This window comes from Kitasatospora sp. NPDC088783, from assembly GCF_044750705.1.
Taxonomy (GTDB): Bacteria; Actinomycetota; Actinomycetes; order Streptomycetales; family Streptomycetaceae; genus Kitasatospora; species Kitasatospora fiedleri.
In genome coordinates, this window is the sequence record NZ_JBIVKJ010000009.1 from 293,209 (window position 1) to 314,626 (window position 21,418).

A 21,418-nucleotide genomic window follows, 5' to 3' on the forward strand; every position below is an offset into this window, starting at 1 on the left:
GGGAGCGGTGGGGCAGGTGAACGGGACTGCCCCGGGGGCAGCTCAGCTGATCGGCTTTCCCGTCGTGCGTGCCCCTACGGCGGAGGCCGGGCCCGTGTTGTACGGGCCTCGTCCGTTCAGGGCGTGTTGCCACAGCGCGTTGCGCCGCGAGTCCAGGGGCCACTTGTCGCGCCGGTAGCGGGAAGGCATGTGCTCCTCGCTCGGGACTTTCGCCGCCAGTACGGCCATGCCGTGGGGTGCCAGCGTCAGCGTGATCTTCCGGTTCGTCACGGTGATGGCGCCGCCGGCCACGGCGATGGCGCCCTTGCGTTCGGTGCGCATCATCACGTCCAGGACGCGGGCCAGCGCCTCGTGCCTCTCCTCGATCGGGACCTCCCGGAAGTACACGCTGTTCAGGGCGTCCGAGTGGAAGAGCATCTGCCGGCTGCGGCCGGCCCTGCGGATCTGTGCCTCACCGGCGAGCGGAGGTCTGCTCCAGTCCACGGCCGGCTGTCCGTTGCGGTCGTAGAACCCTTCGGGAACCAGCGGCCAGGGGTCCGGCCGCGCGGCTTCGATACGGGCCTGCCGGGCGTTTTCACGGGCCGCGCGTACCTGCTCCTGCTGCTCCATGCGGTCGGCCTTGCGCTGCAGCTGCTCCTGTACGCGTTGGCGGTTCGCCGCCACGGCGGCGGCGAGGTCGTCGGTGGCCTGGTGGGGGCGGCCGAAGTACGACTGCGCGGGGCCGCTGAAGGCGAGGACCGTCTCGGTGCCCGGGGAGAGGATGAAGGTGTAGGCGTCTCCGTTCACGTCGTCGAGCCGGTGGTTGCGCACCCGCACGGTTCCGGAGCCGGGCCGGCGGGCCAACCGGCCCGTGCGCAGGAAGCGTTCCAGCAACTGCCGGATCTCCCGCTTCGCGGTGTCCTCGCAGACGAGGTAGGCGGCCATGTACCTGCGCAGCGCGGGCGGGGTGATCGAGGCCGCCTCGGCGACCTGCTTCGCCCGCTGTTCGGTCAGCGCCTCCACCGGCTCCCATGCGACGGCCCCGGCAGGGTTGCCGGGCCTCGGGCCGGGCCGGGCGCCGTTCACGGCCTGCCTGCCCGGCCGGCGGTGGTGACGACGCGCGCGAGACGGGTGATGGCGGGCGGCGGTGTTGCGAGGTTGCGGTCGCCGGAGGGGATCACGTCCAGGGCTCGTGAGGACGCCACGCTCACGAGGCCCGCGATGCCGTACCCGCGCAGAGCGGTGCCGACCGCGGCGAGGCGTTCCGCAGGCAGGTCCTTGGGCGAGTGGTTGAGGACGACCACCGTGTTGGCGGCGCCGCTCGGGCGGGCGAGGAGGTGGGCCGCGGTGTCGGTCGGGTCCCGGTCGAGGAGGCGGGAGGTGATGTGGTCGTCGTAGGCGTCCAGGCCCAGGAGGAGCGGTTCCTTGCCGTCCCTCCAAGCCTGCGCGACAGGCCGCCACCCGGAGCCCCATGCCTCGCTCGCGACCGGGGCGATCAGCCGGGTGAACTCGTCGGTGAGGAGCAGCAGTTCGGCGTCGCTCACGCGGCAGCCGAAGCGGAGGTCGTTGCGGCCGCGCTGGATCCACTGCGCGCGCGCCTGTGCCCACGCCCCGGGATGGCGGCGGTAGCCCTCGGCGTCGACCTGGTCGAGGAACTCCTCACGCCAGGACTCCAGGCCCCGCTCATCCACCTCGTGCGCGTCTTCGTCGGCGGTGGTGGGCGGGGCCTGGGCGGACCACCACTCGTCCGTGGCCACCGCGGTGGGCACGGGCGGTGGTGTCGGGGCGTCGGCGTCGAGCTGCGGGGCGTTGGCCTTCCTTCGGGCGAACTCCGCGAAGCGCGTCTCGAGGACTGCCACGAGATCCCCGGACGCGCCCGGCGTGGGCCTGTCGCGGGTGCCGAGGAACGAGGTGAAGGTCTCTTCGAGCCAGCGGTGGAGTACCCCGTCGGTGAACTCGCCGACCACTGCGGTGAAAGCGTCGCCCCACTGCTCGACGGCGTCGCCGGCAACCTGCTGGACGAAGGCGTCCAGGTTGCCGCGCAGGTCGGCGGCGACCGGATCGCCGGGCCGCAGGAACTCCCGGTTGCGGCGGCGGGAGTGCTCGGCCCATACGGCCGCGGCCCGCGGCCACAGCTGCGGCTCGCGGCTGCGCCCGTCCGGTTCCAGGTAGGCGAGGAACTCCTCGCGCCACTGCTCCAGCGGGGCCCTGTCCTCGGCGGGCAGGAGGCCCTCACCGCGGGTGGAGTCCTGAGGGTAGGGGGGTGCCTCCCAGAACAAGTTGGCGGCGTCCTCGTCGTCGCGGTCGTACAGCTCCTCGCCGTCGTGGCCGCTGATCCGCATGAGCGCGTAGGTGAGGAACATGTCGTCCAGGGCGGACAGGAGACCCGGGAGTCCCTGCGCTTCACGGTCGGCTTCCCGCCCCGCAGTGAGGCAGAACGAGTCGAAGCGCTCGTCCAGCCACTCCAGGACGCGGATGCTCTCGGGCCTGTAGTCCTCGCGGACCGCCTTCGTCCACGCCTGCGGGCGGTACCGGCAGACGGGGACCTCGACGTCGACGGGCACGGTCCCTGCCCGGTAGGAGAAGCTGGTGTCCAGGACCACGACGTCCGCCTTCCTGCGGGCCAGCTCCACCAGCTGGGTGTCCTCGCGCTCGTTCCAGAAGGCCACCGCCATGCTCCCCCGCCCGGGGCCGGGCAGGTGCTCGCCCGCGGCCCACCAGTCCACGGACCCCTGGTGGCGCAGGAAGTCGTGGAAGAACTCGTCGGCGGTCAGAAGCAGCACGGCGGCACTCTGGCGGGCGAGTTCCCGGGCGAGGCTGAGGGCAACGGTGGAGCGGCCCTCGCCTCCCTTCCCCCCGGGAGAGGTCACGGCGACGGTCATCTTCGGCGGGCGGGGCGGGGCGGGGCGGTGGTCGCTCGGGGCGTTCAGGCCTGCGGGAAGTGCCACCTCGGCTTGCGAGGGGGCACGGCCGGTCCAGTCCGGCGGGTGGGGGAGGAACAGCGCGGCGCGGCGCAGGGCGGCGCTCCACCGGGCGGCGTCCGCTTCCAGGTCACCTTCCACCTGCTGCCAGGCGGCGAGTTCGTCAGCGCCGGGTGCGCCCTGGCAGGGAGTCACGCCCTGCTGGGCGAGGATGCGCAGGGCCTCGCGGTGGTCGTCCGGGCGGGCACGGACGAGCACCTGCGCGGGGCCGGCAGCCTGCAGGGCCAGCTGCGTGCCCGTTCCCCTTTCCAGGCGCAGCGCGGGGACGCCGGACCAGATGCCTGCGGTGGTCGCGGGCAGCAGGCGGGCGAGAACGGCGCCCGCCGCGCCGCGGGCCGGCCACAGGGTGAGGCCCTCGCGTGTCGGGGAGACCCGGGTGATGCCGAACAGCGACCGGTCGACGGCCAGCGGGGGGCGGGCCAGGGCCCGCAGGACGGCGGCTTCGAGGATCTGCTGCGCCGGGTCGGCGGCGTCGGGTACGAGCCCGTACATCAGCCCGTCTTCCCGGAGCCGCTCAAGGGCCTGCTGGTAGCTCTCGCCCGTGATACCGGCGCGGGCACGTGCGTTGCGGTCGTCCTTGGCCATGGGGCATCGGCCCTGTTCTCGACGCGTCCACCCGGACTGGCCGCGCCGATCGGCACGGTCAAGGTCTCTGCAGCGAGGCTCTCCCCCTTCGCCATCGTCTGGGGCACGGGCGTCCGGGGCGCGTGCCGATGGCCGGTATCTGGGCTACCGACTGCCGAGAATAGCGCACGGGCCGCATCGGCAGGGACGCCGCGCACCGGTCCGGCACCGCCTTCCGCCGGAGCCGGCCGGCGGCCGGGGCCCGGGGGCCAGGGAGTTCCTGGCGGGGCGGGCGCAGAACGAGGCCGCGGGTGAGCTCGTAGGGTGTGGGCGTTCGTACGTTCAGGACAGGTGGGGGTAACTGCAGTGTCCGACATCGTCGTGTCCGTCCTGGACGTCGCGCGGGGTGCCGAGTCCTACGCGCAGATCGCCGGCCGGATCGCCGCCGCGCGCGCGGCGTCCGTCGACGAGCCGGCGTCGGGCGACCTGGCCGCACTCGCGGCCGCGTTCGACCTCGACCTGGTCCCGTCCGGGGCGTTCGTCGCCCGCGGCGGCGAGCGTGTGGACGTGAGGACGCTAGCTGCGGGCACCGTGGACTGCTGGGCCGCCTACGCGGTCGAGGACCGCGTGCACCCGCTGGTGCGCGCCCGTCTGCACCATCTGGTGCGCGCCGCCGGCCGTGGGGGCCGCACCCACGCCGCCTTGGCTGTGGGCCTCTACCGGCAGGCCGCCCCAGTCCTCGCCGAGCCAACGGCTGGCCGGTGGCTGTCGGCCCGTACGCACGCCGACGCGTTCCGTCTCGCACGGGACGTGGGCCTGGCGCAGCTGCGCGACGAGCTGGTGCGGGAGATGCTGGCTGCGGCCGACGTGTTCCTGGAGGCGGGTGAGGGCGCCGGCACGGTCCTCGAACTGCTGGAGCCACTGGCCGCGACCCCCGCGATCGACCGCGGTCCGGTGGCCGACGCGCTAGAGCGTGCGGCGGCCGCGTGCGAAGCGGACGTGCACCAGCAGGTGGAGTGCCTGAGCGTGCTGCGCGCCCTCCACCCGGCGGGTACGCCGCGGGAGGCCGTGGACGAGCAGATCGTGGCAGCGTGGCGCACCGCCGCCGGAAAGGTGCCGGGCTTCACCAAGGTGTTCTACCTCAACGAGGCGGCTGCGCATGCGCGGGCGGCGGGCCTGAGCGACCTCTACGACGCGGTCCGGCTCGACCTGCAGCATGTCGGCGAGCTCGGCATGTCGACGATCCGCGTGGACCTCGGGGCCCAGCCCGACCTGGAGCGCTTCACTGCCGCCCGCGCGGCCGCCGTGGACGCGGCCGCCGATCTGCGCGAGGCCCTGTGGCAAGTGGGCGCCCTGCCCGCGCCGCTGGGCGACGAGGACTCCACCCGGAACACCGTGGAGCAGCTGCCGGGCCCCTTCACCTCGCACCTGCTGGGGCTGACGACCTACGGCGTCAACCCCAACGGGCCCGTCCTGACCGGCCACCGGGCGGACCAGGAGGAGACGTGGCGGCTGCGCTGGCAGCTGGTGCACATGGACATCGCGGGCATGGCCGTCACCGCGCAACTCGACCGGATCGGCGCCCGGTTCGTGCCCGACGAGTACGAGCTCCTCGAGGTCCTGCAGCACCCCGTGGTGCTGCCGCAGGAGTCCGCGTGCGTCCTGGCTGAAGCGATGCAGGCCTACTGGCTGGGCATGGACCGCCTGGCCGTGCGCGGCGCCCTGCCCGTCGTCGAGGGGATGCTGCGCCGACTCCTACGCGAGTCGGTCCCCGTCATCTCCACGCCGCAGGGCGCGACCGCCGGCGGCGTCAAGCAGCTGGGCACCCTCATCTCCTCGATGACCGACGCCGAACTGCCCGCCCCCTGGCAGTCGTCGATGCGCCTGCTGCTCGCCGACCCGAAGGAGGGCCGCAACCTGCGCAACGTCCTCCTGCACGACCTGCAGACCCAGCCGACGCCCCGCCACCACCTCGGCCTCGTCCTGCAGACAGCCCTGTTCCTGCTGCGCACCGCCCACGAGGACCGTCCTGACGCGGCGACAGCCCGGACAGCGCCCGCACCCGGCTGACCCTCGGCCGTCCTGCCGTGCACCGCGGCGGCCCGGCCGCCGTCCGATGCGCAAAGGGGCCCCGGCGAAGGGCACGGCCCCGCGCTCCAGCCGCTCACGGGGGCACGGCATCGAGACGGTCGGGCCACCGCCGACCCCTCGCCCGCGACGCCTCCGGGACGATCCTCCGCAGGTGGCAGCGCATCAGAGCGGCGGAATGGCGCAACTCCCCGCGGGCGTGCCTTCGCTGCGGCCTGCCCGGACACCGGACGGGGCATCGCAGTCCGCCGTCGGCGCCGCCCCTCCGGCCCCGGGATCGGTCGGCGGCCCCTTCGGTGCCAGCGGCCTTCGCAGCGCATCCGCCGGCCGGCTCTCGGGCGCGGTTGCGGTGCCGCGTCCGTTCAGTCCGGGAGATCGTCCGGGTCGTCGGCTTCGGGCCTGCGGAAGTCGGCGAGGGTCGGCATCGGCTTCAGCTCCCCGGTGACCGGCGCCCACGGGGAGAGGTCTTGGGCGCAGGGGCGCCGGATTGCCACCACGTCGGTGAAGGCGATCCCGGACAGCGACCCGTCGGCCCACCGCACGCGCATCCAGGGGACGTCGTGCGGGCCGCTGGAGTGCTCTTCGATCTTCCAGACATCCACGCGGAACCACAGCGGCGGATAGTAGTGCCCGGCCGGTGCGGGGCGGGCCCAGTAGATCTCCATGACTTGGCCGCGGCCCGCTTCGGTGTCGGGCATCAGGCGGCGGGCCTGGGCCAGCGCGATGGCGGGAACGTCGCTCAGCACGGCCCGGCCGTCGAGGTTCCACACCTGCTCCGGGCTCTCGGCGGGCCAGACGCGGTGCTGCTCGTACATCGTCTCGCCGATCAGGGTGAGGACCTGCTGCCGCCAGGCGGCGACCATGAAGTTCGCGGCCAACACCGTCCCGGGCGAGGGCGCACCGCCGGGCCGCGGGCCGGTGGCGGCCTGCGGGGTGTCCGGCTGCTGCGCCTCGGCGCCGAGCCAGACGGGCTCGTGCTGGAGGGATCGGCGGGCGTGGTCGGTGAGCTGGGGCCAGACGTCGGCGGGGAAACCGCGCTCCGGGTCACGCGGGACGGTGGTGGCGAAGGTGTCGAACCAGCGTTCGGCGCGCATGTCCTCGTGCATCACGGACCAGCCGAGCGGGTGGTCGGGGCATTCGAAGCCCTGGTCGTCGTCCCACAGCAGGTAGACCTCGGCCTCGCCGAGCAGGGCTTCCTCCAGGTCGTGGTAGGTGAAGGCGTCGGTGCGCCGCAGGCTCACGCGGCCGAGGCCGGGGAACCAGTGGGCCAGGTGGCCGGCTGCGTCCAGGGGCTGGCCGCCCGGGTCGACGCTGTGGGGGTCGCCGGCCAAGTCCTTGGCCTGCTGGACCAGTTCGCGGGCCTTGTGTGCCGCGACCATCAGGGCGAGGTCCTCGGCGTGGCAGCGCGCGATCGGCGCCTTCCCTGAGAGCAGGTCGTCGGCGATGTCGCAGAACGCCCGGGCCATCCGGGCGCGCCACGCCTGGTCCTGGCGGTCGCTGCAACGCGGAAGCCGGGGGACGACGTGGTCGTCGGGCGCGTCGGGGTCGCAGAGCACTACGGGTTCGTCGCCCCAGCGGAGGACGTCGAGCGCGTACATACAGGAGCCGAGTTCGGCGGCCACCTCCCCCAGCAGGCGCAGTTCCTGCCGGGTGGCCAGGTCCGAGAGCTTGCGCCCCTCCCAGCGCCTGCGCTCGGTCGGGGTGAAGCCGTCCCAGGGGCCGGCGACCGGTTGCTCGGCTTCTCGGGCGTCTGCGAGGACGGCCCGTCGGGCTTCGCTGAGCGGGACGCCGTGCTCTGCCATGTAGACGCGCACGGCCCGATCGCGCGCCCGGGTGGAGTTCTTGGACATCGTGGTCCTCACCGCAGCCGTGCTCCACGCTGCACGGGCTGCCGAGAGGTCAACACCGCCGTGAGGATACGCCTGTCGGGGGCACGAGTCGTGGACTCTTGGCCTCTGGGCCCTCAACGGCGTGGACGTGAAGAGCGGGGCATCAGGCCAGTGCCGTGGCCTTTCCGCGGCCGACTATACCGATTCGGGGCCGCGCCGATCACCGGTGCCGGGCCTGGCGCGATTCGCACGGGCGGCAATGGGCCGCCGGCCGACGGCCTGCTCGAGGTTCTGCGTGGGGAGGACCTACGGCGCAGACGGGCCGAGGCCCCGGTCCCCGGTCGGCAGCCTGCCGGCCGGGGCCTTCCGTCCCGCTTCCGTGCCTTGCGCGGCGGCAGCGGTCCTGTTGGTGGCGTTGCGAGGCGTCGCCGCAAGCGGTGAGGGTTCAACTGCCGGGTCTGGTCGGGCCCCGGCCAGCCGGCGGTTCGCACCTGAGGCCCGGTGGCGGTGCCGGGCCTCAGGCCTATCGGTGCTCGCCCCGCGGGCTGTCGGGGTTTCCCCGCGCGGGGAGCACGGGGTGGGCGCTGGCCTCGATGGAGCCGGTGGCGGCCGGGTCAGGCCCGTTTGGCCTCATGGGGGTTGGTGGGGCCGGTGCGCCGGAGCGGGAGGACGTTGTCGGGGCTGTCGGCGAGGGAGGTGAGGCGGTAGTAGACCGTGTCCTCGATCTTCTCCATCCAGCCGCGTTCGACGAGTTGGCCGCGCAGCCGGGAGAAGAGGCTCGGATCCATGTTGATCTCGGCCGCGATCTCCTTGGCGTCGATGGGGACTGCTCCTGTGGAGGGGTCCTGGTCGAGGGAGGCATACAGCATGACGATCTGGCGGAGGTTGGGGGCCAGGCCGCTCACCCGCTTCATAATCTTGACCACGTCGTGCCGCGACTCGATCTGCATGACCGTCACTTCCCCTCAGTCTTCTTGTCGCTGCGCGGTCTGCGCGTCTTGGGCGTCGGCTCGACCCACTCGGGGATGGCCGGCGGGTTCCACGCCTTGATCGCCTCTCGCTGTTCTGCGGCGCTCCCCTGGGAGGCGAGGTAGGGGGTGACCTTCCAGAAGGTGTAGCGGCCCAGCTGCTTGCCCGGCAAGAGCAGGCGCATGGACGCGAGCTTGGCGATGTGCCGCTTGAGCGTCTTGGTCTCCATCTTCAGGCGCTGGGCGATGTCCGTTTCCAGCATCTCGACCGGCTGGTCGGGTCCGGGCATCTTCGAGAGGAACCACAGCAGAACGCGGCATTCACGGTCCGTCAGCGCCTCCACTCCCTCGGCGACGCCGTTGAGCCTCTGGTTGTCGACCGTGCTGTAGCCGGCCTGGTAGCCGAACCGGACCTGCGGGACCAGATTGCCCTGGGAGTCGTACCGCCGTGCTCGCTCTGCCACGTTCGCCTCCCTCCGATGGACTATGAGTACATAAGCGGGCCGCCATCGGCCCAAAAATAGACTATCGGTCCATGGACCATGAGTACATTTGCGGCGCGCCCAGGATCACCAAAATGGACTCATGGTCAATGGACTCATGGTCCATTTTTGGGATCGTGGGGTTCCACCAGTGGATCGCAGGATCACTCGGCGGGGTTCTGTGATCCTCTGGCGGAACCGCCTGATCCGGGTCAGTGATCCTGCGATCCCGGCCGGGGGTCTATTCGTGCAGGTCAGAGCGTTTTCCTCTGGTGCGCCTCTGGTACGGGTCCAGGAGGTGCCGCGTAATCGACCTGCGGTTGCCGGGTTGTGATGCTGCGGGAGCGAGGTGAGGTGGAGCAGCGAAGGGGTGCAGGTGGGTTCTGACGTCAAGCCGCTGTCGGGACCCCATGTCGGCCGGTGGGTCCCTCACCTCGGCTGGGGAGTGCGGTGTTGCTACGGGGCTGTGCTGTCTGGTCCAAGGGCAACTGCCCAGTCCGCGCCGTCCACGGCGCGGACGGTGCGTTGCTGTCCTGCCGCCCGGACCGGTCACGGTCCGGGCGGCAGGACAGCAACGCAGGGCAGGCGGCAGGATGGCGGGTCCAGCGCCGCCTGGGCGCTGGCCAGGGTGCGGTAGCGGAGCGCGCCGCGCTCAACCGCCTTACCGCCCGCGGGCCGCGTCGGCGGGCTGTCGCACGTGGTGCCCGGCCCGGCAGGGCAGGCGCGTGGCGGGGGCGGCCGGGGAGAGTGAGGGGGCGTCGTTCTACGGCTTGGGGGAGCGCCACTGGCCCGGTGGCCGGTGGTGTCCGGCAGGCGTGGCCGAGGAGGTCAGGAACGCGCCGTCGACCTCGATGCGGGCCGCCGCCGGGACGCCGCGTGGTGGAGCTGCGGAAAGGCCCTGGCCGCCGGAGAGCGTTCCGAGGAACTGGCGGCCCTTCGCAACGTCGTTCAGCGGCTCACGGCGGAGAAAAGTCTGCTCCTCGACGGACAGGTGCACCTACCCGGAAGTGGGCGGGTTCAGCAGAGGGTGGCCTGGCCGTCGGTGCTGCGGGTGGGGCGGGGCAGGATCACGGTGCCGGTGAGGGCTTCGTGCAGGCGCGGGGCGAGGGAGGAGTTGCGGGGATCGGCGGCGCGTTTGATCGCATCGGCGAGGGCTTCCCGGTCGCCGAGGACGACGACGATGCGGCGGGCGCGGGTGACGGCGGTGTAGAGCAGGTTGCGGCGCAGCAGGAGGTAGGAGGAGGACTTGGTGAGGGGGATGACGACGATGGGGTACTCGCTGCCCTGGGAGCGGTGGACGGTGATGGCGTAGGCGTGCAGGAGTTCGTCGAGTTCGTCGAAGCCGTACAGAGCGGTGGTGCCGTCGTCGGTGGTGACGTGCAGGCGGCGCTCCCTGTCGTCGAGGGCGGTGACGGTGCCGGTGGTGCCGTTGAGGATGCCCTTGCGGGGGTCGTTGCGGATGGCGATGACGCGGTCGCCCAGGCGGAAGGGCCGGCCGTCGCCGAAGTGCTGGGGTGAGCCGTCCTTGTGCGGGTTGACGGCGTCCTGGAGGGCGAGGGCAAGGTCGCGGGTGCCGGCGGGGCCCTTGGTGGTAGGGGCGAGGACCTGGACGTCCTCGGGGCGGACCTGGTAGGTGGCGGGCAGGCGGCGGGTGACGAGGTCGACGACGGTGTCGGTGATGGCGTGGTCGGCGACCGGCAGGAACCAGAACTCGCCGCCGTTGACGGTGTGCTGGCCGTGGCGGATGCGCTGCGCGTTGGGCGGGATGGTGCTGGCGCCGTCCTGGCGGAAGATGGTGTCGAGCTCGGTGCGGGGGATCGCTTCGACGGACAGCAGGTCGCGCAGCACCTGGCCGGGGCCGACGCTGGGCAGCTGGTGGACGTCGCCGACCAGGAGCAGGTGCACGCCGACGGGGAGTTTGGCCAGCAGGCGTTCCAGTAGCGGCAGTTCGAGCATGGACGCCTCGTCGATCACCACGAGGTCCACTCCGTCGAGAGGGTCCTGCACGTCGAAGAGGCTCATCGGTGCGGTTCCCTCGTCGCGGGGCTTGCTGATCATGCGGTGGATGGTGGTGGCGGGGCGGCCGGTGAGCTCCGACAAGCGCTTGGCGGCACGGCCGGTGGGTGCGGCGAGCGCGACGCGGCCGCCGACTGCCTCGACGAGGTCGAGGACCGCCCGGACCGTGAACGACTTCCCGCAGCCGGGGCCGCCGGTGAGCACGGACACCGCCTGGGTGAGGGCCATCAGGACGGCGGCTTCCTGGCGCTCGGTCAGCTGGACGGCGCTGTCCATCAGCGGCAGCGGGCCCTTGTGCCAGGGGTGCCGGGCGGCCAGGCGGCTGGGGGCGGCGCACAGGCGGGCGATCCGGGCCGCCGCGGAGACCTCCGCGGCGTGCAGCCGCGGGGTGAACACCGCCGGACGCAGGCCGCCGCCGCGGTGTGGCACCTCCTGGACGACGACGCGGCTCTGCTCGACGAGGTGGTCGAGCTGGTCGGGCAGCAGCTCGGCCAGGCCGCCGTCGTCGCGCAGGTTCGCGGCGGCCTTGCGGGCCAGCTCGGCGTCCCACAGGAACGTCTGGCCGCCGCGGACGGCAGCCTCCTCCAGGGTGTGCAGGAGCGCGGCCTGCAGCCGCTCGGGGCTGCGCTCGGGCCAGCCCAGGGCGAGGGCGAGCTTGTCGGCGGTGGCGAACCCGATCCGGAAGACCTCGGTGAGCCGGTAAGGGGCGTCCTGGACGATGTCCAGGACGTCGGTGACGGTGTGGGCCTCGCCCTTCTCCACGCGGAAGTGGTGGGCGATACGCGGGGCGTGGGTGGGAGAGATTCCGGCGCCCTGCAGGAGGACCATCAGCTGGCGGATCTCCTGGTGGACCTGCCAGGCCGCCACGATGCCGGTGTAGCGGGCCCCTCCGATCAGATGGACCTCCCGCAGCCGCTCGGGCGTGGTGTCGATGACCTGCAGGGTGTCGAGGCCGAAGTGGCCGACGATCGCGTCGGCGAGTTTGGTCCCGATGCCGCGCACCAGGCCGGAGGCGAGGTACTTGCGGATCGCGTGGACGGTGGCGGGCTCCATGTAGGAGCAGTCGACGGCGTGGAACTCCGCCCCGTAGACGCGGTGCTGGGCGTGGGTGCCGACCAGCTGCAGCGTCTCGCCGGGCTGGACACCGGCGAGGACCTCGCCCTTCGCGGTCAGGCTCTCGCCGCTCTCCAGGCCCAGGCGCAGCGCGGTGAGACCGTTTCCGGCGACGAACAGGATCCGTTCGACGGTGCCCTGCAGCGTCTGGACGCCGTCCGCTTCGCCCTGCTGCTCCATGTTCGTTCCCCGGTGCTGTGCTGCGGCGGCCCTGCGGGCCTGTCCGGCTGTTGGTGGTCACTCGCGGGCCGACAGGTGCCGCCTGCGGTGAGGATCATCGTGTCCTGCCCCCGCCGCCGGGCGCCAGCCCACAGGCCGTTGCGGGCAACTGGCATGCGGCGCCGCTGTGGTGCGGCACGAGGTTCGCTGACCTCGTCCGCTGATACGCCGCCGCCGCAACTTCCGACGGGTCATCATCCCCGGTCGTAGATCGCCCGCAGCCACGGCTCCCTGACGAGGGGCTCGACGTCCGGTCGCAGCATCAGAGGGCCTGTCGGACCCGCTGGCTAGAGTCGCGCCGTGAGTCAGGAGATCAGCTACGTCGTCGGCGACGCAACCGCGCCCCGGGGTGAAGGCCCGAAGATCATCGCGCATGTCTGCAACGACGCGGGCGGCTGGGGCAAGGGCTTCGTGCTGCCGCTCGCCCGACGCTGGCCGCAGACCAGGACCGCGTACAGGGCCTGGTACCGCGACCGGGAGAGCAGCGGCTTCGCGCTCGGGGCGGTGCAGTTCGTGCCCGTCGAGGACAGCCTCCTCGTTGCCAACATGATCGGCCAGCACGGCTACGGCCCCAGCAGCACCCCGCCCGTCAGGTACGAAGCCATCGGCGCAGCCCTTGCCACCGTCGCCGAACGTGCGCTGCAACTGCGAGCTTCGGTGCACATGCCGCGAATCGGTTGCGGCCTTGCCGGCGGCCGGTGGGAACTGGTCGAGCCGCTCATCGTGGAGCAGCTGACCCGGCGCGAGGTGCCCGTCACGGTCTACGACTTGGCCTGACGGCAGCTGGCAACCACCAGCGCTCCCTCGCGTGGCGCGGGCCCCGCGAACGCGACGGTCCGGGCTCTGCGCGACCGCTTCGCACGCCACCACCCGCTGTCCGCCGAGGCGAGCGAGCGCGCGGCCGGGGTGGGTGATGGGGCAGGACCAGGAGATGTCGCCCGTCGTGCAGTCGGAGTCGACGGCGAGCGTGCCGGCGAGCGCCTGGCCGACTCCGTACCTGCGGTGGGTGGCGGCGGTCCAGATCATGCCGATGCGCGGCCGGCGGGCTTCCACCACACCGCCGGACTCGAAGTCCTCCCCGAAGGTCGGCGCACCCGACGCGGGCTGCGTCGATGCCCACGCCGGACAGCCGGACATCCAACCCGCTGGCTCACAGTGCGGGACGTGGAAGCGGGCATCGATCCTCCTCGGCCGGCCAGCAGGCCGCCCCGTACGTCGTCCTACGTCAACACCGGCCTTGCAGGCGCCACATCGTGAGGGTCAGCGGGTGCCAGCTCGGCCGGGTGGTGGTTCCGCTGTCCGGCTTCGGCAGCCGACGGACATCACCCCGCCACTCGTAGGTCGTCCCGTACCCCAGGGTGCCTTCGATCTCGTCGTAGGACACGAGCGGAAGGCCCGGGTCGGCCAGGGCGGCCCCGGCGGCCGCGCACGCCGCCAGGACATCGTCGTGGCGGCGGAAGAAGTCCTGGGCGATCTCCCGCACCGGGCGCGGCGTGAAGGCCGCAAGATCCGCTTCCCCGACCTCGTCACCGAAGCGAACGCGCAGTGCGGCCCTCGCGTAGTCGCACGTCTCCTCGAACGCCTGCTGCACGCCGACCTCCAGCCCGGGGGACCAGACCGGTTGGGTATCGAACCTCCGGAGCAGGGCTTCCCCCACCAGCCGCTCGGCGGTCTGCTGCAGCGACCCCTCGTCCGCTTCGAGGGCTCCGGCTTCCACCGCCGTGGCGAGCTGCGCGGTCAGCGCGGCCGCGGCCGGCGCCAGGGCCTTCTTGAGCTGCTGGAGCTGGGCGATCCGGCCGAAGTACGGGTCGCACGCGGCGAGGACCCGGGCCGCGTTGGTGGGGAAGCTGATCGTGATGTGGTCCGGCAGCGTGGCGAGGTAGAGCTCGGCGTCGGCATCGCCGGCGTCCCGGAGCCGGATACTGTCACCGTCCGATCCCGGCCGGTCGTCGGCGACGATCTCGAACAGCGACCTGGGGACGCCTTCGTTGTCCCACCGCTGCCGGCAGGTGCGTGCGGCAGCGGCGGCCTCGTCGGCGTTCGCCCGGTTGAAGCGCGCGGAGGCGGCTTCGAGCCCGGTGAGCCTGGCGTCGAGCGGGTTCTGGCGGGTTTCCTGAGTAGGCATCATCGCTCTTTCCTGGTGGGTGTGACAGCGACGGGGCCCCGCCGGGCATGGCGGAGCAGCGGCCCCGGATGGTGCCCGTGCGCGGCACGGGAGGAAAGGTGGGCCGTACGAGGGGTGCCGGACCTCCGGACGGTCCCGGCACGGTGATGCGATGGTGCCCCGGGCCTCACCGGCCCGAGGAGGATGTTCAGCGAGAGCCTGGCAGACACCACCGACATCCCACCCCGGGCCGGGGATACGGAATCAGGGCCCGGCTCCGTCAGTGGGCCGTCGCCGGTCGGATGACGCGCTCGGCCGTAACCGGCCCGGGTGCCGCTCGTTCTGCCCGGTACCGCGACGGAACGACGCGGCACCGGGCACGGCGCCCGCGACGGTGCCGTGCGGTGCTGCCCCAGGGGGGATCATGACCGTGAAGAAGCAGACGGGCTGGCGCCGGTTCTTCCGGAAGGCGGGCGCGTACTGGGCTACTGCGTCCGAGGTGCTGGCGCGGGCCGACAAGATCGCCGTCAGGGTGGATGCGGTGCTGCGCGAGTGCCAGAAGGTCGTCGACGAGGTGAAGCAGTTCCGGACGCGCTGGGCCGACGGCTTCGGTCCCAGCCCCGCCTGACCGCGCCGCCGACGCGAACGGCCAGGTGCCTGGCCGGCCGGACGGCCCCGTACCTTCCGTAGCCCGGGCGGCCCCGGGTCGCGTCCGTGCAGCACCTCTCTTCAGGGCCGTCCGGTTCGCCGCTGCGCGCATGCTCCGCACCCCTCAGAGCCGCCGGCGTCCACTCCCCGGCTGTCAGGTGAACGGGGCCGGTGTCACCCGATCCGGTTCGGCGGCGTGCCGTCGGGGTTTGCCGAGGGCGGTGGCGGCAACCTGAGGTGCATGCGTACCTCTTCTCTCCTTGCCCGGCGGGCGACGGCCGTCGGCGGTGCGGCGTTGACGGCCGTGCTGCTCGCCTCCTGTGCGTCTGTCGCTCCTGGTTCGGCCGGTGGCGACGCGCAGCCGCCTTCGGGCGGTGGGGCGGGGGCCGGGGGGTGGCCGGGTCCGGCGACCTCCGCCACCTCGCAGGCGCGTACCGAGCTCGCGGCGCTGCAGGTGGCTCCGCAGCATGCGATGTCCGGCTACTCGCGCGACCGCTTCCCGCTGTGGGCGCCGCAGGGCGGCAACTGCGACACGAGGGAGGCGGTGCTCAAGCGCGACGGCAAGAACGTCGCCACCGACGGGCAGTGCAAGGCCACTTCGGGCAGTTGGACCTCCCCCTACGACGGGCAGGCGGTCACCGACGCCTCCAAGCTGGATATCGACCACGTCGTACCGCTGGCTGCCGCGTGGCGGGCGGGCGCGGACACGTGGAGCGACGAGCAGCGCAAGGCGCTGGCCAACGACCTGACGCGCCCCCAGCTGCAGGCGGTCTCCGCCTCCTCCAACCGCGGCAAGGGCGACCAGGGCCCAGACCAGTGGAAGCCCCCGCTCAAGGAGGCCTGGTGCTCGTACGCGAAGGCGTGGACGGACGTGAAGGCCTTCTACAAGCTGACGGTGACCGACGCGGAGAAGTCCGCGCTCGGCCAGATGATCGACACGTGCGGCGCCTGATGCCCACCATCGAGCCGGCCATGTGCGAGGACGAAGCGACGGCCGGACCCGGCGGGGCGATGACCGTCGAAGTCGGCGTCGTCACCGGCGACCTGACCATCCGCACCACCAGGCAGAGTGGCGGCCTGGTGGACGTCCAAGTGCAGTACAGCGGCGCCGCCGAGTGGTACCACCTGCAGGGCAGCCCGGCCACGGTTCCGGAAGGCGAACTCGAGGACTACCACCACCGCGTCCTGGACGCGATCGAGGATGGCGGCGCAGCCGAAGCACCGGCCTGACCTGAGACGGCGGGGCCGACTTCGGCCGCAGCACGCCGGCGGGGCCGGCGGCTGGCGCGCAGGGCCGCCGACCCGCTACAGGTCGACCCCGGCGGCCCGGGCGGCGGCGTGCAACTGCTCCGATACCGCCGCCGCGGCCTGCCGGGCGGCCGGGTCCTGGTGATCGAGCAGCAGGCCCACGAGCTCGGCGGCGGCCGCGACCACCGGCACCCAGACCTCGGCGGCGCGCAGTTGCAGGAGACGGGCGGCGGCACGGCCGCCCGCGGTCTCGGCAGGCCTCTCGGCCGGGCCGGCCGTGCTGCTCGCGCCAGTGGAGCTGTCCGGGCGGCCGGTGGGGATCAAGGCGGCCAGACCCGCGCCGAGGCCCGGCAGGCGGCCGGTGGAAGAGGAGTTCACCTGCCGACAATCCGGGCCCGGACGCGCAGGACACGGGTCGGCGCCTGGACGCGAGGCGATCCGGCCGTCGCGCGAGAGGTGAGCGGTGCCTGGAGCGAGCAGGCTGCCGCCGACACCCTCGCCGAAGCGCGGTTGGAGGCCTGCGCCGAAGCGGCCCACACCGCAGTGGCCGTCCCGTGGAAGCCGGCCACCCCGCCCACCGCACGGCGAACGCCCGCCCGCGCGACAGGTGCCGCACACGGCCCGTTGCACCCCGGGGCGAAACGGGCGAGGGGCGCGGGCTAGCATCCCGGCCATGAGTTTCTCCCCGGGGGACAACGCGGTCCCGATGGTCGCGGAGCCGATGCTGTTCGGCGCTCCGACCTGCGAGGTGTGCGGCGGCGAGATGCCGGAGCGCAAGGACACCGGGCGGCGCCCGAAGTACTGCTCGAAGCCGTGCTCGTCGAAGGCGGACCGGCAGCGGGAGAAGGGGCGCCGGCAGGCTCTCGCCGAGGCTGCGGCCGCCGCCGAATCCCCCCGGGGAGAAATGGGCGCGCGCGCCGAGGGCGTCCTGCCGCCACTGGACTTCCCGCTCGACGAGCAGCAGGCGCAGCTGCTCGAAGTCGCCGCCGAACTCCACCGGCAGACCAGGACCTTCCTGCTCCAGCTCGAGCGGGCCGCCCGCCGCGGCGACCGCGACCTGCTGCGCAGCGCCGGAGAGGACATGCGCGCCGCCGCGTACGCGCTCTCCGCCCGCCACCGCGAACTCGTCGGACACCTGCTTGAACGCCACCCGCTGGCACCGCCGGCCCCGGCCGGACCGGCGACCTTCCCCGGCGTTTCTCCTCGGGGTGAAAGCGCGGGCATCGAGCGGATCGCCGCGTCCGCCAGCGCCGAACTGCTCGCCGCGACCGCCCCAGCCGGCCCCGTCGCGGTGTCGCCCGCCGAATCTCCCCGGGGGGAAACCGCGGCTCCCGGCGCTGTCCCGAAAGCCTCCCGGGAGGCACGGACACCCGTCGTTGCGCCCCGGGGAGAAACACGGGCCCGGCCCGCTGACCCGGCGCCGCGCCCCGCTGCGCCCCGGGGAGAAACCCCGGCCGTCTCCAGCGGCCGCCCGGCGCTCCCCACGCCGGCCGGGCAGCAGCTGCGCGCGCTGGCCGACCAGCGCCTGGCCCAGCAGGGTGCCGGCGCCCGAGCGGCACTCGGCACATCCGCCCCCGCCGCTTCGGCGGCGCGGGCGGCGGGCGCGACGGTGAGTGTGCCGCGCGACCCGATGCTGCGCGGCCTGCCCCGCACCACGGACGTGCACATCCCGCTGCCGCAACCGGACTTCGGCTACCGCTGGGAGCTGGCCGGGTGGACGGTGCAGCCCGACGTCCTGGTCGTCCTGGGCGAGGGCCACCAGGTCGGCTGGGTCGAGCGCGGCCTGGACGGCGGCGACGGCTGGGTCGCCGTCCACGGCAACCACTTCCTGGGCGATGCCGCCACCCAGCAGGCCGCCCTCCACGACACCCCCGAGCAGGCCGCCCACACCGTCCACCAAGCCCACATCCACAACCTCCAGCCTCAGGCTTCCACCCAAGCGAGCCGGTCCGGATGGTCGACCTCGGATCAGAGCCGCTGACCTCCACCTCGCGGTCCGGCGCTGCGCCGACGGCCAGTGCGTGGCCGATGAACTGGCACACCCGGGTGAGGTCGGCGGCGAGGTCGCCCAGCGCGGTGCCGGACGCGGAGGCGGTGGCGGCGCCGATCGCGGCCAGCGCGACCCTCTCGGTCGGCTGCAGGTCCATCGGTCCGGTACCGGGGCGCTCCAGGGTGAAGTGAGCCGGGTCGAGCTCGTAGAGCAGCTCGCCCTCCAGTGGCCCATCGCAGTCGAGCACGATCTCTCAGGCCAGGATCCGCTTCACGGCCCGGGCGTAGCGCTGCAGCGCGCCCCGGTTGACCTCCTGGCGCTGGCGGTCGGCCAGGGCGCGGATCCAGATGGCGGCGCCCCGGTCGCGGCGGCCTCGGCGATCGCCTCCCGCTCGGCAGCGCTCAGGCCGTCGTAGTGGCGCTGTCGTCGTTCGGCTCGCCGCCGAACAGGATCAGGTCGAGGGTGCTGGTGCTCACCTGTGCTCAACCGGCTGCGGCCGCCGTGGGTCACGGCCTGGGGGACAGCCGCTGGGACAAGCGAACCGGCATCCGGCTTCACCGCAGTCCATGCGTGGCGGACGTGCTCCGAATGCTGCGCACCGCCGATGGACAGGGCTCTGCGGGTCTAGGGCGGCCCTCGACCGGTGACTGCGCTGCCTCACCGGAGTCGGCGGTCGGCGAGGGCCGCTTCACCCACGCAACAGCTGGCCCGGCCGAGTTGCCGGTTCTGGCCGCGGGTAGGGACGGCGGTGTGGACGACAGCGTGGAAGAGCCCTTGGTTGCGGGGGCCGGCGCCGGGACGGGCAGCAGGGACACAGTGCTGGTGGTGGTACGAGGGCCGAGCGGCGCCGGGAAGTCCAGCACCGCCGCCCGGATCCGCTGCGCGTACGGCCGCGGCTTGGCCGTCGTCGGGCAGGACCTGCTGCGCCGTGAGGTGCTCCGCGAGCGGGACGTCCCCGGCGGCGCGAACATCCCCCTGATCGGCCTGGTGGCCCGGCACGCGCTCGATGCCGGTTTCCACACCGTCGTTGAGGGCATCCTCGACGCCGGCCGGTACGGTGCGATGCTCACCGGCCTGGCCGCCGCCCACCGCGGGCGCACCTTCCTCTACTACCTGGATGTCGGTTTCGACGAGACGGTGCGCCGGCACGCGACCCGGCCGCTGTCCGCCGAGGTGAGCGCCGAGCAGATGGCCGGCTGGTACCGGCCGCTGGACCTCCTGCGCGGTGGCCTCGAACACGTCATCGGTGAGGACAGCACCCTGGACGACACGGTCACGCGGATCCTGGCCGACACCGCGCTCACCCCGCCCGGCTGGACGCCGCGCCCGTGAACCGGCCCGCCCGGACGCATCACCTGGTGAGCAGGGTCCAGCGACCGGCCGTGAGCGACGGCGCTGTCCGGGACGGGCTGCTCCAGGACCAGCCGCACCGTGACTGGCCGTTGTGTTCCTGCGGGGCGGATCGGCGCCTCGCGGTCCATCAGCGGGGCGAGCACGATCGAAGCGGTGCGCAGGGCCGGGCCCGCGGTGCAGCCCGGTGGGCGAAGAGCCGTCAGCTGATCCAGATGCCGCCGGGCGACAGGCGGCGGGCGAGGGAACGGCCGGGGCGGGTGATGGGGCAGGACCAGGAGATGTCGCCCGTCGTGCAGTCGGAGTCGACGGCGAGCGCCCCGGCGAGGGTCTGGCCGATTCCGTGCCTGCGGTGGGTGGCGGCGGTCCAGATCATGTCGATGCGCGGTCGGCGGGCTTCCACCACGTCGCCTGGCTTGGAGTCCTCCTCCAGGTCCCACCACCGGTGGTGGTCGACGTCGCGGGCGGCGAGGAATCCGACGACGTACCCGCGGGCGTGGAGCAGGTAGGCCCGGTCGCGGGCCGGCAGCGCGGCCGGTTCGCCGTCGTGCGACCACGAGCTGAAGTCGTAGTGGCCCTCACGCCGGGGGATGCGGGCGGCCTGCGCGGCCAGCTTCCGCCAGGAGAGCGGCGACTGCGAGGTGACGACGGCCAGGTCGTGCTGCCAGCGGAGGTTCTTCGGCGCGGGGAGGCCGTACGCCCAGACCGCGTGGAGGCGGCGGTGCGTCTCGTCGTTGTCCCGTTCCGTGCTCGGGGCGCCGCACGGGCACTGGTGGGGCCTGCGGGCCGGGACGGGGAGGAAGACCACCGGCTCGGAGGCGACGGCGGAGCGGCTGCCCTGGCCGCCCCCCAGCGGGCGCCGGGGCGCGTCGTCCCGGTGGCCGGTCCACCGGTCGGTCCAGCCGGGGAACTGCTCGGGATGGGCCTCCCGCAGGCGCTTCACCTGCGGGTCCAGGGTGGGGCGCACCCAGACGCTGCCGGGCTCCGCGCGTCCGTTGAGGCGCAGGCCCTGCTCGTCGGCCTCGGCGCGCAGGAACTCCAGGAACGCCTGGGGCGAGCTGGAGAAGTCGACTCCGCGCAGGAGTTGGCGCTCACCCGGGGCGAGCCAGTCGTCGAGGGGCAGCGCGAGCTTGTCGGCCAGGTCGTACAGGGCCCGGTAGTCGTGGTCGAGTTCGGCGCTCTGCAGGGCGCAGCGCGCGTGGAAGGACTGCTCGAAGGGGGTGGCGAGCGTGACCATGCTCTTGCCCCGGACGGTGACGAGGGTGTCGCGGTAGCCGTTGTACCTGATCCACCGGGCAGCACGGTGGTGGTAGTAGTCGATGGCGTCGAGGAACGCCGGGGGCAGTTCGGCGTCCTCGCCGCGGTCCCGGGCGGTTTCGACGTAGCCGTCGCGGTCGAGGGTGACCTCGCTGAACCAGCGGCGGGGCCGGACCCTGATGGTCCGTCCCCGCCAGGTGTGGTCGCGGTCGAGGTACAGCGTCTCGAACACGGGGGTGCTCCTCGGTTTCCGGTGCGGGGCGGCGGCCCGGCGGGAAGGAGCGCCGGACCGGGAGGGCGGTTCAGGCCGCAGGGCGGCCCGGGGTCTACGGGAGTCCGGGCAGTTCGGGCATTGGGGCGCCGTCCCGCTCGACCCCGGCGACGCGGTTGCGGCAGTACCGGCCCACCTCGACACGGCACTTGGAGCACCGGGTCGCTACGCAGGCGATGTAGACGCGCCGGATGGCAGCGGTCTTGTCGTCCATGGCGAGATCATGGAACGCCGGACCGCCCCGCGCAGGTGTTTGCCGATTTTCCGCCCGAACGGAGCGCGTTCGGCTACATGACGGCCGATGACCGGCC

At 73.2% G+C, this 21,418-nt stretch carries 18 protein-coding genes; 8 read left to right on the forward strand and 10 right to left on the reverse strand.

Annotation, left to right across the window (positions count from 1 at the left end; genetic code table 11):
• Positions 1–42 precede the first annotated feature (42 nt).
• On the reverse strand, positions 43–1,002 hold the full coding sequence (locus ACIP60_RS25480) for a hypothetical protein (protein ID WP_400688113.1): 960 nt from the start codon (positions 1,000–1,002) through the stop codon (positions 43–45).
• A 59-nt stretch (positions 1,003–1,061) separates the two neighbouring features.
• Entirely contained in the window at positions 1,062–3,545 is a 2,484-nt protein-coding gene (locus tag ACIP60_RS25485) for a hypothetical protein (protein WP_400688115.1), read from the reverse strand.
• Between the two features lie 345 nt (positions 3,546–3,890).
• On the opposite strand from ACIP60_RS25485, the gene ACIP60_RS25490 reads away from it, so the two are divergent.
• Positions 3,891–5,594 carry a hypothetical protein gene (locus ACIP60_RS25490; protein WP_400688117.1) on the forward strand — a complete coding sequence of 568 codons (1,704 nt, stop codon included), beginning with the start codon at positions 3,891–3,893 and terminating at the stop codon, positions 5,592–5,594.
• Between the two features lie 380 nt (positions 5,595–5,974).
• On the opposite strand, the gene ACIP60_RS25495 is transcribed toward ACIP60_RS25490, so the two are convergent.
• From ACIP60_RS25495 to ACIP60_RS25510, 4 genes are all read right to left on the reverse strand, one after another.
• Positions 5,975–7,462, reverse strand: coding sequence for a hypothetical protein (locus ACIP60_RS25495; RefSeq protein ID WP_400688119.1), 1,488 nt, complete (start codon positions 7,460–7,462; stop codon positions 5,975–5,977).
• Positions 7,463–8,055: 593 nt separating this feature from the next.
• Entirely contained in the window at positions 8,056–8,391 is a 336-nt protein-coding gene (locus ACIP60_RS25500) for a replication initiation protein, RepL2 (RefSeq protein ID WP_400688121.1), read from the reverse strand.
• 5 nt (positions 8,392–8,396) lie between these two features.
• Positions 8,397–8,873: a hypothetical protein gene (locus ACIP60_RS25505; RefSeq protein ID WP_400688123.1), complete on the reverse strand. Its 477-nt coding sequence runs from the start codon at positions 8,871–8,873 to the stop codon at positions 8,397–8,399.
• A 1,035-nt stretch (positions 8,874–9,908) separates the two neighbouring features.
• Complete coding sequence (locus ACIP60_RS25510) at positions 9,909–12,200, reverse strand: ATP-dependent RecD-like DNA helicase (RefSeq protein ID WP_400688125.1); 2,292 nt, start codon at positions 12,198–12,200, stop codon at positions 9,909–9,911.
• A 339-nt stretch (positions 12,201–12,539) separates the two neighbouring features.
• Here ACIP60_RS25510 and ACIP60_RS25515 point away from each other — a divergent pair, with 339 nt between their 5' ends.
• The gene (locus tag ACIP60_RS25515) at positions 12,540–13,016 is read left to right on the forward strand and encodes a macro domain-containing protein (protein WP_400688127.1); all 477 of its coding nucleotides are present in this window, start codon (positions 12,540–12,542) and stop codon (positions 13,014–13,016) included.
• Positions 13,017–13,464: 448 nt separating this feature from the next.
• Here the strand turns inward: ACIP60_RS25515 and ACIP60_RS25520 are convergent, their stop codons facing one another.
• A complete protein-coding gene (locus ACIP60_RS25520) occupies positions 13,465–14,364 on the reverse strand; it encodes a hypothetical protein (protein ID WP_400688129.1) in 900 nt (299 codons plus the stop codon).
• 409 nt (positions 14,365–14,773) lie between these two features.
• On the opposite strand from ACIP60_RS25520, the gene ACIP60_RS25525 reads away from it, so the two are divergent.
• The 3 genes from ACIP60_RS25525 to ACIP60_RS25535 all read left to right on the forward strand — a co-directional run bounded on the left by ACIP60_RS25525 (position 14,774) and on the right by ACIP60_RS25535 (position 16,221).
• Complete coding sequence (locus tag ACIP60_RS25525; protein ID WP_400688131.1) at positions 14,774–14,971, forward strand: hypothetical protein; 198 nt, start codon at positions 14,774–14,776, stop codon at positions 14,969–14,971.
• Positions 14,972–15,232: 261 nt separating this feature from the next.
• Positions 15,233–15,943, forward strand: a complete 711-nt coding sequence (locus tag ACIP60_RS25530) for an HNH endonuclease family protein (RefSeq protein ID WP_400688133.1) — start codon at positions 15,233–15,235, stop codon at positions 15,941–15,943.
• Positions 15,931–16,221 carry a hypothetical protein gene (locus tag ACIP60_RS25535; RefSeq protein WP_400688135.1) on the forward strand — a complete coding sequence of 97 codons (291 nt, stop codon included), beginning with the start codon at positions 15,931–15,933 and terminating at the stop codon, positions 16,219–16,221. Before ACIP60_RS25530 ends, ACIP60_RS25535 begins: the two co-directional genes overlap by 13 nt.
• A gap of 75 nt (positions 16,222–16,296) precedes the next feature.
• Here ACIP60_RS25535 and ACIP60_RS25540 read toward each other — a convergent pair whose 3' ends face one another.
• Positions 16,297–16,617, reverse strand: coding sequence for a hypothetical protein (locus ACIP60_RS25540; RefSeq protein WP_400688137.1), 321 nt, complete (start codon positions 16,615–16,617; stop codon positions 16,297–16,299).
• Between the two features lie 295 nt (positions 16,618–16,912).
• On the opposite strand from ACIP60_RS25540, the gene ACIP60_RS25545 reads away from it, so the two are divergent.
• The 3 genes from ACIP60_RS25545 (at position 16,913) to ACIP60_RS25555 (ending at position 19,561) form a co-directional block, all read left to right on the forward strand.
• Entirely contained in the window at positions 16,913–18,220 is a 1,308-nt protein-coding gene (locus tag ACIP60_RS25545; protein ID WP_400688139.1) for a hypothetical protein, read from the forward strand.
• Positions 18,221–18,260: 40 nt separating this feature from the next.
• A complete protein-coding gene (locus ACIP60_RS25550) occupies positions 18,261–18,644 on the forward strand; it encodes a hypothetical protein (RefSeq protein ID WP_400688141.1) in 384 nt (127 codons plus the stop codon).
• Between the two features lie 407 nt (positions 18,645–19,051).
• The gene (locus tag ACIP60_RS25555) at positions 19,052–19,561 is read left to right on the forward strand and encodes a kinase (RefSeq protein ID WP_400688143.1); all 510 of its coding nucleotides are present in this window, start codon (positions 19,052–19,054) and stop codon (positions 19,559–19,561) included.
• A 220-nt stretch (positions 19,562–19,781) separates the two neighbouring features.
• On the opposite strand, the gene ACIP60_RS25560 is transcribed toward ACIP60_RS25555, so the two are convergent.
• Together ACIP60_RS25560 and ACIP60_RS25565 are read right to left on the reverse strand one after the other, a co-directional pair.
• Positions 19,782–21,068 carry a hypothetical protein gene (locus tag ACIP60_RS25560; RefSeq protein WP_400688145.1) on the reverse strand — a complete coding sequence of 429 codons (1,287 nt, stop codon included), beginning with the start codon at positions 21,066–21,068 and terminating at the stop codon, positions 19,782–19,784.
• 94 nt (positions 21,069–21,162) lie between these two features.
• A complete protein-coding gene (locus tag ACIP60_RS25565; RefSeq protein WP_400688147.1) occupies positions 21,163–21,321 on the reverse strand; it encodes a hypothetical protein in 159 nt (52 codons plus the stop codon).
• Between the last annotated feature and the right edge of the window lie 97 nt (positions 21,322–21,418).

Coding starts and splice junctions, on each gene's coding strand:
- ACIP60_RS25485 (WP_400688115.1), bottom strand. CDS start 3,545: ATGGCCAAGGACGACCGCAACGCACGTGCCCGCGCCGGTATCACGGGC.
- ACIP60_RS25495 (WP_400688119.1), bottom strand. CDS start 7,462: ATGTCCAAGAACTCCACCCGGGCGCGCGATCGGGCCGTGCGCGTCTAC.
- ACIP60_RS25500 (WP_400688121.1), bottom strand. CDS start 8,391: ATGCAGATCGAGTCGCGGCACGACGTGGTCAAGATTATGAAGCGGGTG.
- ACIP60_RS25510 (WP_400688125.1), bottom strand. CDS start 12,200: ATGGAGCAGCAGGGCGAAGCGGACGGCGTCCAGACGCTGCAGGGCACC.
- ACIP60_RS25520 (WP_400688129.1), bottom strand. CDS start 14,364: ATGCCTACTCAGGAAACCCGCCAGAACCCGCTCGACGCCAGGCTCACC.
- ACIP60_RS25530 (WP_400688133.1), top strand. CDS start 15,233: ATGCGTACCTCTTCTCTCCTTGCCCGGCGGGCGACGGCCGTCGGCGGT.
- ACIP60_RS25545 (WP_400688139.1), top strand. CDS start 16,913: ATGAGTTTCTCCCCGGGGGACAACGCGGTCCCGATGGTCGCGGAGCCG.
- ACIP60_RS25565 (WP_400688147.1), bottom strand. CDS start 21,321: ATGGACGACAAGACCGCTGCCATCCGGCGCGTCTACATCGCCTGCGTA.